Source organism: Chitinivibrionales bacterium (assembly GCA_035516255.1).
Taxonomy (GTDB): Bacteria; Fibrobacterota; Chitinivibrionia; order Chitinivibrionales; family FEN-1185; genus FEN-1185.
This window is the reverse complement of record DATJAL010000047.1, coordinates 109,989-121,757: the sequence shown is the minus strand read 5'-3', so window position 1 is coordinate 121,757 and position 11,769 is coordinate 109,989. Positions and strand designations below refer to the sequence as shown.

Here is an 11,769-nt window from a genome sequence, read left to right as displayed (position 1 = left end):
GACTTATGTTGTCAAACAACATCTCAAAACTTCTCTGCCGCGCCTGCAGGACTCCTTTGCCCGGACCTTTTATGTCGCTCGGCAGACAGCCGCTGTCGAATGCGTATGTCACGCGTGAGGCCCTGAGCGAGGAGGAGCCAGTCTATCCTCTTGACGTTTACCACTGCAAAAAATGCAATCTTGTCCAGGTGCCTGAATGCGAAACGGCATCGAACATCTTCAACGAATCGTACGCCTATTTTTCGTCGTATTCAACCACGTGGCTCGACCACTGCAAACGCTACGCCGACATGATAACCAGACGGCTCGGCCTTTCCGGTTCAAGCCAGGTGATTGAGATTGCCAGCAACGACGGGTACCTCCTGCAATACTTCAAAGAGAAGAACATCCCGGTGCTCGGGATCGAGCCCGCGGCAGGGACGGCCCGCACCGCCCGGGAACAGGGGATCCCCACCGACGTGTGCTTCTTCAACGCCCCCTGCGCGCTCCGGCTAGCCGCCTCTGGGAAAATGGCCGACTTGATAATAGGTAACAACGTGCTGGCCCACAACCCGGACATCCGCGGGTTCGTACAGGCACTGCCCGTGGCGCTCAAGCCCGACGGCGTGATAACCCTCGAGTTTCCGCACCTGCTCCGGATGATTCAAGATTGCCAGTTCGACACCATCTACCACGAGCACTATTCGTACCTGAGCCTTACGGCGCTGATTCCACTGTGCGAGGAATTCGGCCTCCGTATTTTTGACGTGGAGGAGCTTCCCACGCACGGCGGATCGCTCCGCGTGTACGCGGCGCACAACAATTGCCCGAGGTTTGACATAAAAGAAACGGTCGGTCGGATCGCGGAAAAAGAAACAGAACATGGGCTGGACAAAAGTGAAACATACGAAAGGTTCGAAAAAAGCGCGCAGAAAATAAAACAGGATTCACTCGCGTTCCTGAAAGACGCGAAAAAGAAAGGGAAATCAATCGCCGGCTACGGAGCACCGGCAAAGGGAAACACGTTTCTCAATTACTGCGGCATCGGCACGGACCTAATCGGCTACACCGTAGACAGAAACCCCCACAAACAGGGCATGTTTCTCCCGGGTTCCCACATTCCGATTTATTCTCCGGACAGAATCCGGGAGACAAAGCCTGATATTGTTTTTGTTTTGCCGTGGAATATTAAGGATGAAATTATGGGTCAAATTGCGTTTGTAAAGGAATGGGGCGCGAAGTTCGTTGTCGCAATACCGCAGCTGGAGATCATACCGTGAAGTTTACTTCTACAAGCCTCGCCGGAGCGTTTCTCATTGAATTGGAACCTGTGGAGGACGAGCGCGGATTTTTTGCGCGCACGTTCTGCACAGATGAGTTCAAGAAGCACGGCATTGATTTCGCCTGCGTCCAATGCAATATATCCTATAACAAGAAAAAGGGCACGCTCCGGGGCATGCACTACCAGGCCGCTCCGCATGAAGAAGCAAAGATAGTCTCTTGCGTACGCGGATCAATCTTCGACGTTATCGTGGATATTCGGCCAAATTCGCCCACCTATAAGAAATGGTACGGTGCCGAACTGAGCGCGAAGAACCACAGCATGCTCTATGTGCCTAAGGGTTTCGCGCACGGGTTCCAGACGCTTGAGGATGATGCTGAGGTATTTTATATGATGGGAGAATATTATCATGAGGAGAGCGCGAGGGGGATGAGGTGGGATGATCCTGAGATCGGGATAAAATGGTTGTCCAGTCAGATAATTATTTCGAAGAAAGACAGCGAATACCAACTTTTTGGAAGGAATAGTGGTTGAACAAGAAGATCAAACAATACTGGGATGAGAGAGCCAAAGAAAACGCATTGAATCCCACTGCTACGACCAATGATGTGTACTTGCGGGAGCTAGAAATAGCCACTTTGATTCAGGCTATTAAAGGTATTCATATCTCACGAGGAACACTTCTGGATGCTGGATGCGGTGACGGTTATTCTACTTTGAGAATTGCCCAAAAATTTCCCAATATACGATTTGTTGGCGTTGACTACAGTTCGAACATGATAAAGGCTGCAAGACATAGCCTAGAGGACTCAAAGAATGACTTCTTCAATGTAAAGTTTAGAATTGGAAATGTAGAAAAGCTAGTTACTATTTTCAGGGGCAACAAGTTTGATGCTATTATTACTGATCGATGTTTGATCAACCTTGATTCCGCCAAGAGGCAATATGATGCAATTCGACAAATAGAGTCTTTGCTAAAACCGGGGGGACATTTCATTGCAATAGAGAATTTTATAAACGGACAGAATGCCATGAATAAAATGCGAAGTGTGATGGGTTTGTCGGAAATTCCTGTTCGCTGGCATAATTTGTTTTTCCTGGAAGATGAGTTTTGTAAGAAGGTGAAAAGACTATTTGAGAGCGTTAGATTTTGCAACTTTTCAAGTTCCTACTATTTTGCAACGAGAGTTATTTACTCTTCAATGTGTCAAATGCGCGATGAAAAGCCGGACTACAGCCATGATATTCACAAACTTGCAGTAAGATTGCCTTGGCTTGGAGACGTGAGCCCGATAAAAATGGTTATTATGAAGAAAAAAGGATGATTGGAATGAATTCTGACTTTGAAAAAGAAAAATCTGCATACATCAATGAGCTAAAAAACGATAAAGCGCTCAAAGAATTGTCTAACAGGTGGATTGCGGAAGCATCCCGCCACAAGTATTCCTACAATTTCTCGTGGTTAGGAAGACCTATTATACAATTCCCACAAGATATCGTTGCAATGCAGGAAATCATATGGAATGTTCAGCCGGATTTTATCATTGAAACGGGAATCGCTCATGGTGGCTCGTTGATCTTTTACGCCTCAATGCTGGAGTTGCTGGGAAATAACGGAACGGTACTTGGCATAGATATAGATATCCGTAATCATAACAGAATTGAAATTGAAAGGCACAAGTTTTATAAGCGAATTATCATGATTGAAGGATCATCCATTGATGAGACAATAGCGAAACAAGTGTATAATCTTGCCAAAGGCAAGAAGAAGATATTGCTAGTACTCGATTCAAATCATACCCATGAACATGTATTTAAGGAATTGGAATTGTATTCAGGATTGGTGAAAAAAGGGAGCTACTTGGTTGTTTTTGATACAATCATAGAAGATATGCCCAAGGGATATTTTTCTGACAGGCCTTGGGACAAAGGGAACAACCCCAAGACGGCGGTTGAAGAATTCATAAAGAAAAATGATAGATTCCAAGTTGATACCGACATGGAAGCGAAACTACAAATTACTGTAGGACCTGGCGGTTTTCTCAAGTGCGTTAAAGATTAGGATAAATACAGATGGAAAAAATACCCGTCTTTGTCCCCCACATCAGCGCTGACACCCACAAACATCTTGCCGACGCTTTCGAGGTGGGATGGCTTGGCATGGGCGCCTTTACAAAAGAGTTCGAAGACCGGGTTGCCGGGTACATCGGTTTGACAACAAGGAAAGTCCTCGCCACCAATACCGGGACATCCGCCTTGCACATAGGCCTTCTTGCCGCCGGGGTGAAGCCCGGCGACGAGGTAATCACCCCGTCGTTCAATTACGTTGCGGACCATCAGGCAATTACAGCCACAGGTGGGCAGGTAGTGATGTGCGACATTAACGATGACAACCTTGGCATTGATTGCGAAAAAGCGGAAGAGCTGATTACGAAAAAGACCAAGGCAATAATTCCGCTCCATTTTGCGGGCATCCCCTGTGACATTGACGGGGTATACAAATTGGCCAAGAAACACAACTTGAGGGTGGTGGAAGACTGCTGTCACGCCTTTGGATCGACTATCGACGGTAGGAAGATAGGGAGTTTTGGCGACATTGCATGCTTCAGCTTTGACCCGGTCAAAGTGATTACCTCGATAGACGGTGGCGCGGTGGTTGTGAATTCTGAAAAGGAAATGGAGCAACTGCGACATTTGCGCCTTCTTGGGGTTGACAAAGATACGACCTTGCGGTATAAGAACCAGCGCGCATGGGATTACGACGTTGTTTGCCAGGGCTTTCGCTACCACATGACCAATATCCTTGCAAGTGTTGGCATTTCGCAAATCAAGCGCGTGGATGAGTTCATTGAGAGCCGTAGGCGCGTATGCAAGGCGTACAATGAGGCCTTCAAGTCTCTTGAAGGAGTGAAGGTGCCGCAAACCGATTTCTCTAATGTCTCTCCGTTCATTTACAGTTTAAGAGTACTTGACGGCAAGCGGGAAAAACTTATTGACTTTCTAAGAACAAAGGACATCGATACGGGGATCCATTTTGTGCCGGTGCATAAGCATACCTTCTACAAAAGCAGCAGGCATGGTGATATGAGCGTGACCGACCGTGTGATAAAAGAGGTGCTGACGCTGCCGTTACATTCAAACATGAAGCCGCAATATATTGAAAGGGTGATTGGTGGGGTTTGCGAATTCTACAGGAAATAAGGAATCTTATTAAAAAGAACTTCTTTTCCTACATCTTTCTTTCTGTTAAAAACTACGATCATCAATAATATTAGCAATGCTTTATGTTGAAGTATAACGTCCTTGCAAACTTCTTCGGCAAGGGGTGGTCACTCCTGATCGGTTTGATTTTTGTTCCTTTCTATATCTCATTTCTCGGCATAGAGGCATATGGTTTAATCGGCTTTTTTTCAACAATTCAAGCGACTGTTTCTCTTCTTGACTTTGGGCTGAGCGCAACCATGAATCGCGAGATGGCACGCTTTTCAGTGCATCCGGATCGTTCCGATGAATCGCGGGACTTGGCTCGAACGCTCGAGATTGTGTATTGGTGTGTTGGCATCATTATCGGGATTGGGATATATTTTGCCGCCTCCTGGTTGTCAACAAATTGGGTTAATGCTAAAAATGTCTCAATCCAGGTGGTACAGCAGTCAATTGTGCTCATGGGAATCACAATCTCACTGCAGTGGCCTATTGGTTTGTACTCGGGGGGACTGTCGGGCCTTGAGCGTCAAGTATCTCTTAATATGTTTACGGCGTCATTAGGCACATTTCGCAGCGTTGGCGCTATACTGGTTCTTTGGATCATCTCTCCTACGCTTACCGCGTTTTTTTATTGGCAGATATTTGTTAGCATTTTGCAGGTTATTTTTATTACTATTATGTTTTGGAAATACATGCCACAAGGAACACGTTTAGTCCGTTTTGATGTCCGGTTGCTCAGAAGGGTCTGGCGCTTCACAGCAGGAATGAGCGCGACCGCATTCGTCACATTTCTCATTTCACAAATTGACAAAGTGATCTTGAGCAAAATACTTCCGTTGAATATGTTCGGCTATTATACTCTCGCTAATCAAATCAACATTGCCACAAGGATGTCTGGCTCTTCAATATTTAACGCTTTCTTGCCGCGTTTCTCGGCCCTCGTGGCGAAGGGGGACGAAAAAGCACTGCGCACACTCTATCATCAAGGGTGTCAGCTTGTATCAGCGGTTGTCTTACCTGTATCTGCAATAATCGCATTGTTTTCGTACAAATTGATATTCATGTGGACACAAAACGAAACAATAGCCCTTATGACATACCCTATTGCAAGCATATTGGTCATGGGCTCGGTTTTCAACAGCTTGATGGGCATACCCTATGACATGACTGTTGCTCATGGATGGGTGAAACTCGGGTTCTATCAGAATTTATTATCTGCTATCGTTTTGGTTCCGGCCATTTTTTTCCTGGCTACCCATTTTGGTGGCATCGGTGCAGCGTGGGCCTGGGTAACCCTAAATTTTGGTTGTATGCTGATCTCGGCTCCAATTATTCACAACCGGATATTAAAGGGAGAATTACGGCAGTGGTATCTTGTAGATATCGGCTTTCCTTTCTTGGTCTCATTTGCTGTTTCTGGATTGTGCTGGTGGTTTATGCCCCGTAACTTACGCGCATGGCCGGAGCTTTTTATAATCGGTGCGGCATTAACTCTTACACTAACGGCATGTGTGGTTTCATTACCGTATATCAGGCAACGGGTATTGGGCTTCATAAATCTACAAAAGAGACTTGAGTATGTATTCGGAAACAAACAGTAATTCAAAGTTGCCCGGTGTTAGTATTGGCATGCCGGTGTACAACGATGAGAAATATATTTCACATGCCCTGGATTCTCTTTTAGCCCAATCGTTTGAAGATTTCGAACTTATCATTTCCGACAACGCCTCAACCGATAGAACGGGGGAGATCTGCAAGGCGTACGCAGCGAAGGACAGCCGAATTCGGTATATTAGACAATCTGCAAATGTCGGCCCGCAAGCTAACTTTATGTATCTCCTGAGTCATGCGACAGGAGAATTCTTTATGTGGGCAGCTTCAGACGACCTGTGGGATAGCAAATTTATTAGCACATTGTTTGATGCTTTAAAACGCAACGAGCAAGCCACAAGCGCATTTTGTCCCTTTCTTTATATCGATGAAGATAACAAGGCAATCGGACATACTCAAAGTTTCGATTATTCAGGCAAGAGCGCCTTTTTGCGAATAGCAAAATTCTGTTACTACTATAACGATGCGTTTATTTACGGGCTGCACCGCAGAGAATTAATAAAAAACATTAAGATACCGATTTGGTGGTGGATAAACTCAAAGATCCCAATGAATTGTGCCTATCCTGTGCTGGTATTTTTCCTTGCGTGTGGAGGGTATGTTCAAGTAGGTGAATCGCCTTTATGGTTCAACAGAATTCATCTTAAAGGAAAGCCTCGTCATAGCGCCGATGGTTCTAAAACGGTTCTGGTAAGTTACCTTTCATTCCAATTACGAAAGATAAATCTATTTTATGAATCGGTAAGGTATGCTCACCTGGGAACGCGTTCTGTTTTTATTACGTTATCAGTTGCGACAATACTGCTTTGCAGATTAGTATATGATTACCTTATGCAAACCAAAGCGATATTTTCAATTCAATTAAGGCGCCTTGGAATTAGATCAAAAACTAATACATTTAATAAAAACAGTTTGGGGTAGATTTTGAATCGGCCATATCTCATATGTAATCGTTGTATCATGGACACCACCGACCCTGACATCCAATTTGATGAATCCGGTATTTGCAATCATTGCAAGGTCGCTTTTGCTCAATTGAATTCAAAGCCCTATTGTCTGGCGCCTTCTGAAAAACAAAAATGTCTGGAGCAGCTTGTCGCAAAAATTAAACAAAGCGGAAGAAACAAGAAATATGATTGTATCATCGGCCTTAGCGGCGGTGTTGATAGCAGCTATGTTGCTTACAAAGTAAAGGAGTCGGGGCTACGGCCCTTGGCGGTGCATCTTGATAACGGATGGGACTCGGAACTGTCGGTAAAAAATATAGAAAACATCTGCAAGAAACTGGACATTGATCTTTTCACCCATGTCATCAACTGGGAGGAATTCAAGGACCTGCAGCTCAGTTTTTTAAAGGCCTCCACTCCCGATTCGGAAATACCTTCCGATCATGCAATTGTATCTATTCTATGTCAATTAGCAGACAAAAAGAACGTCCGGTATATACTCGCTGGTGTCAACATTGCATCTGAATCGATTCTTCCTCGGGCTTGGTCGCAAGGGCATTCCGACTGGAAATACATTAAAAGCGTACATCATATCTTTGGGACCGTGCCGTTAAAAACGTTTCCTCATCGAAGCAGAACCAAACAACACTATTACAGTCTCGTCAAAAAGATCGAATGGATAAGCTTCTTGGATTATCTCGAATATGACAAGGAAAAAGCAAAAAAATATCTAATGGAAAAAATTGGGTTTAGGGATTACGGCCAGAAGCATCACGAATCGAACTATACAAAAATTTATCAATCATACATTTTACCGACTAAATTCGGATATGATAAAAGAAAAGCCCATCTTTCCAGTCTGATTTGCGCGGGCCAGATAACACGTGATAAGGCTCTTGAAATTATAAAAGAACCTCTGTATTCCGCAAAAGCCCTTGAAGAGGATATTCATTATCTTATCAATAAATTCGGAATATCGCGGGAAGAATTCGAACAAATTATGACATTGCCTCCTAAAACCTATATGGACTATCCGCATTATCACGATACATGGTTTGAATCGCTGGGGCGCAGGATAATTCGGTTTCTGCGCAGAAATGAAAAGAGTACTTCATGATCGTTGTTATCGACTATGGTATGGGAAACACCGGCTCGCTTCATAACATGGTAAGAAAAGCAGGAGGTGCTTCGGAAATATCCTCCGATCTTTCAACAATAACTCGGGCAACAAAATTGATACTTCCCGGCGTTGGATCGTTTGATAATGGCATGAAAAAGCTGAAGGAAACTGGAATAGCCGATGTGCTCAATAAACGAGTATGCGAGGATAAAATACCGATTTTATGCATCTGTCTCGGGATACAATTGATTACCCTGTGTAGTGAAGAGGGAACCTTGCCCGGGTTCGGTTGGATAAAAGCTGAAACAATTCGATTCAAGTTTTCATCGGAACTCAATTTGAGAATACCCCATATGGGGTGGAATACCGTTGTTCAAAAAAAGGCGTCCCCGTTGTTGTTGGGCTTGCAGGAGGAATCCCGCTTTTATTTTGTTCATTCTTACCATGTAAATTGTGCGAACAAAGAGGATGTTCTTACAACGACCACGTACGGCATTGAATTTGTTTCTTCGATTCAGCATGAAAACATTTTCGCCACGCAATTTCATCCTGAAAAAAGCCATAAATTCGGGTTGAATCTAATCAAAAACTTTGTGGAACTTTAAGCATGATAAAAACCAGGGTTATCCCCTCGCTTTTGATAAAAAACGGTGGCCTTGTAAAGACGGTACGATTTAACAAGGCAACCTATGTCGGCGATCCGATCAATGCAATCAAGATATTTAACGACAAAGAAGTGGATGAACTGGCAGTTATTGATATTGAAGCATCTCTGCTTAAAAAACCTCCAAATTTTAATCTGCTTGACCAAGTTAGTAAAGAAGCATTTATGCCTCTTGCCTATGGAGGAGGCATAAACAATCTCGAATATGTCCGGAAAATATTAAGTCTGGGGTTTGAGAAAGTCATTATTGATTCCTATGCTCTGAGCAATCCTGAATTTATTACCAAGGCTGCAGACATTTGCGGATCACAGAGTGTTGTGGTATGTATTGACATGAAGAGAGACCTCATTGGTCACCTTCAAGTATTTGATTATATTCACAAGAAGCCTAAACGCATTGCCGCACATGAATACGCCGTGCAGGTGCAGCAGCGTGGCGCCGGCGAAATCATCTTGTATTCTGTAGACCGTGATGGAACTTATGAAGGATATGATGTTAAGGGAATAAAGGACATTACCAGTAGGCTAACCATTCCAGTCGTCGCATTGGGCGGGGCGGGAAAGATAGAGGATTTTTCAAAAGCAGTTAAAGATGGCGGTGCATCTGCGGTTGCGGCTGGGAGTCTTTTTGTATTTCACGGGCCCCACCGGGCGGTTCTTATCACCTACCCTGAAAAGAAAGATATTGAACACCTAATCCCATAGAAAAATTAATATTGATACATTGTGAGGTTTATTCCTGCATTTAAAGTTCCTCGGTAAACCTTATTATCTTTATCTGTTTTAAAAAACATTCCCTTTATTATTATCAATGAAGAAAAAAATACTGATAATCTCCTTCTCCCATTTGCATTCCGACCCACGCGTCAGTCGCCAGATCAATTTTCTTAAAGACAATTACGACGTATGCACCATGGGCTTGTCCGATTCGGGTATCGCAAATGTGCGGTATTTCCCCGTACAAACCAGACAAAGCACCATTCTGGAAAAAATTAAAAAGGCCATCCTTTTAAAGCTATATATGTTGTTTGAGACATATTATTGGCGTCATTTTGGGCTGTGGGAATTTCAGGCGACGGTAGATTGGAAGGCGCTGCAAAAAGAAGCTTTTTCTTTGGTCATTGCCAATGATATTGACGCGCTGCCCCTTGCTTTGCGTATAGCAAAGGGCTGTCCTGTACTCTTCGACGCGCACGAATTTGCGCCTTTAGAGTTCGAGGATAAATTTCTATGGCGGTTGCTTCTCATGTCATACAAGAAATACCTTTGTAGAAAATACATCCCTAAAGTATCAGCCATGGCCACGGTTTGCGATGGAATTGCCGAAGAGTACCACGGGCGCTACGGCGTGAGGCCGCAGGTCATTACAAATGCAACTGAATATGCGGACTGCGCACCCTCTAATGTTTCTGACGGCCTTATAAGGATGGTCCACCATGGCGGCGCAATTGCAAGCAGGAAACTGGAGGACATGTTCTCAATAATGGAGCACCTTGACGAAAGGTATTCGCTGGATCTTATATTAGTGTCAACGGCCCCGCAATATCTTGCACGGCTCAAAGAGAAAGCGAAAGCCGACCGTCGTATCTCATTTGTTCCCCCGGTTCCCATGAAGGACATCCCATCAACGATCAACAAGTATGACATAGGTCTATTCTATCTGGAGCCTGTCAACTTCAACTACAAGCACGCGCTTCCCAACAAATTCTTCGAATTCATCCAGGCCCGCCTTGCCATTGCCATCGGCCCTTCGCCTGAAATGGCCGCGATCGTTAAGAAATACGACCTCGGCGTTGTGGCGGACAGCTTTGACCCGAAGGACCTGGCCGCGAAGCTCAGCGCGCTGACAAAGGAGAAAATCGAATATTACAAGAACCGGTGCCACGCGCACGCGCGCGAATTGTCGGCGGACGAAAACAAGAAGAAGCTTCTGAAAATAGTGGCGGGGCTGATATAAAGTTTAAAAGTTGAGGAGTTGATAAGTTGAGAAATTATTTTACGGACAAACAACCGCGATCGGAGAGGGGTGCATATGCCGCCCGCAGATGTAAAAAATGAAATTATGGCCGCATTCCGCGGCAGCAAGGAGGTCCTGCGTGCCATTCTTTTCGGCTCCTATGCAAGGGGTATACAAACCGAGGAGAGTGATGTCGACCTTATCGTGGTGTTGAAAAAGAGAGGAATTTCGGGTTCATATTCGGAAATGCTGGACAACCGGATGAGGATATCGAACATGCTTCTTGCGCTGCGGGAAAAGGTCCCTGTTGACGTTCTCGTGTATACGCGGGACGAATGGGACTCTGTTACGAAAACCCAAAACGATTTCATAAGGGAAGTCCAGCAAACCGGTGTCGTGCTCATATGAAGGAAAAGACCAGGCCATGGATTGAGTTTGCAGGCCGCGACCTGGCCGCGGCGGAAAAACTGCAGGCGGACGATACTATTTCCAGCATAGTCCTCTATCATCGTCAGCAGTGCATCGAGAAAAGCATCAAGGCGCTTTTCGAGGAGCATGATCTGCATGTTCCCAGGATTCATGCGACGCTGAAGCTTCACTCGGACATACGGCAAGCGGTCCCATCAATGCCGCAGTTTGCCGACAACGAGGACCTTGAGTTTATTGACAATACATACATCGACGCCGGATATCCGGTCGGCATGGGCACGCTTCCGGTCGGTCTTCCCTCGTTAAAAGAAACCTCCAGGGGCCTTGTCATCGCGCGAAGGTTTTTGATTCGGTCAACTCTTTTTTAAACAGGTCGTAACCTGTCAACCGTCAACTGTCAACATCTATTCAATTTGTTAACGCATCAACGCTCCAACGCGTCGACTCTTAATTTCAACGGTAGATTGCTTCGTGAAACCTGCCCTGAGCTTGCCGAAGGGCTCGCAATGACATGTTTGCTTTTGGCTCTTCAACTCGTCAACCCGTTTACCCGTCTGCTCGTCAACTTTTCAA

13 protein-coding genes are annotated in these 11,769 nt (G+C 45.0%); all 13 read left to right on the top strand.

All coding sequences use genetic code 11. The features are described 5' to 3' along the window. Window positions 1-5: 5 nt before the first annotated feature. The 13 genes from VLX68_13770 (at window position 6) to VLX68_13710 (ending at window position 11,564) form a co-directional block, all read left to right on the top strand. Entirely contained in the window at window positions 6-1,259 is a 1,254-nt protein-coding gene (locus VLX68_13770; GenBank protein HUI93310.1) for a class I SAM-dependent methyltransferase, read from the top strand. Further along, on the top strand, window positions 1,256-1,795 hold the full coding sequence (rfbC, locus tag VLX68_13765) for a dTDP-4-dehydrorhamnose 3,5-epimerase (protein ID HUI93309.1): 540 nt from the start codon (window positions 1,256-1,258) through the stop codon (window positions 1,793-1,795). The genes VLX68_13770 and rfbC overlap by 4 nt, the downstream gene beginning before the upstream one ends. After that, window positions 1,792-2,586, top strand: a complete 795-nt coding sequence (locus VLX68_13760; protein HUI93308.1) for a class I SAM-dependent methyltransferase — start codon at window positions 1,792-1,794, stop codon at window positions 2,584-2,586. The genes rfbC and VLX68_13760 overlap by 4 nt, the downstream gene beginning before the upstream one ends. A 5-nt stretch (window positions 2,587-2,591) precedes the next feature. After that, window positions 2,592-3,323 carry a cephalosporin hydroxylase family protein gene (locus VLX68_13755; GenBank protein ID HUI93307.1) on the top strand — a complete coding sequence of 244 codons (732 nt, stop codon included), beginning with the start codon at window positions 2,592-2,594 and terminating at the stop codon, window positions 3,321-3,323. 11 nt (window positions 3,324-3,334) lie between these two features. After that, window positions 3,335-4,462 (top strand): DegT/DnrJ/EryC1/StrS family aminotransferase, encoded by a 1,128-nt coding sequence (locus tag VLX68_13750; protein ID HUI93306.1) that lies wholly within the window; start codon window positions 3,335-3,337, stop codon window positions 4,460-4,462. An 83-nt stretch (window positions 4,463-4,545) separates the two neighbouring features. Further along, on the top strand, window positions 4,546-6,069 hold the full coding sequence (locus VLX68_13745; GenBank protein ID HUI93305.1) for an oligosaccharide flippase family protein: 1,524 nt from the start codon (window positions 4,546-4,548) through the stop codon (window positions 6,067-6,069). Next, window positions 6,047-7,000, top strand: a complete 954-nt coding sequence (locus VLX68_13740) for a glycosyltransferase (GenBank protein HUI93304.1) — start codon at window positions 6,047-6,049, stop codon at window positions 6,998-7,000. The genes VLX68_13745 and VLX68_13740 overlap by 23 nt, the downstream gene beginning before the upstream one ends. 3 nt (window positions 7,001-7,003) lie before the next feature. Further along, window positions 7,004-8,143 carry an N-acetyl sugar amidotransferase gene (locus tag VLX68_13735; GenBank protein HUI93303.1) on the top strand — a complete coding sequence of 380 codons (1,140 nt, stop codon included), beginning with the start codon at window positions 7,004-7,006 and terminating at the stop codon, window positions 8,141-8,143. Next, window positions 8,140-8,751 (top strand): imidazole glycerol phosphate synthase subunit HisH, encoded by a 612-nt coding sequence (gene hisH / locus VLX68_13730; GenBank protein HUI93302.1) that lies wholly within the window; start codon window positions 8,140-8,142, stop codon window positions 8,749-8,751. The genes VLX68_13735 and hisH overlap by 4 nt, the downstream gene beginning before the upstream one ends. A 2-nt stretch (window positions 8,752-8,753) precedes the next feature. Continuing rightward, window positions 8,754-9,515: an AglZ/HisF2 family acetamidino modification protein gene (locus VLX68_13725; GenBank protein HUI93301.1), complete on the top strand. Its 762-nt coding sequence runs from the start codon at window positions 8,754-8,756 to the stop codon at window positions 9,513-9,515. A gap of 592 nt (window positions 9,516-10,107) precedes the next feature. Next, a complete protein-coding gene (locus tag VLX68_13720) occupies window positions 10,108-10,767 on the top strand; it encodes a hypothetical protein (GenBank protein HUI93300.1) in 660 nt (219 codons plus the stop codon). 75 nt (window positions 10,768-10,842) lie between these two features. Then, the gene (locus VLX68_13715) at window positions 10,843-11,175 is read left to right on the top strand and encodes a nucleotidyltransferase domain-containing protein (protein ID HUI93299.1); all 333 of its coding nucleotides are present in this window, start codon (window positions 10,843-10,845) and stop codon (window positions 11,173-11,175) included. Beyond that, the gene (locus tag VLX68_13710) at window positions 11,172-11,564 is read left to right on the top strand and encodes a HEPN domain-containing protein (GenBank protein ID HUI93298.1); all 393 of its coding nucleotides are present in this window, start codon (window positions 11,172-11,174) and stop codon (window positions 11,562-11,564) included. Before VLX68_13715 ends, VLX68_13710 begins: the two co-directional genes overlap by 4 nt. Window positions 11,565-11,769: the final 205 nt, after the last annotated feature.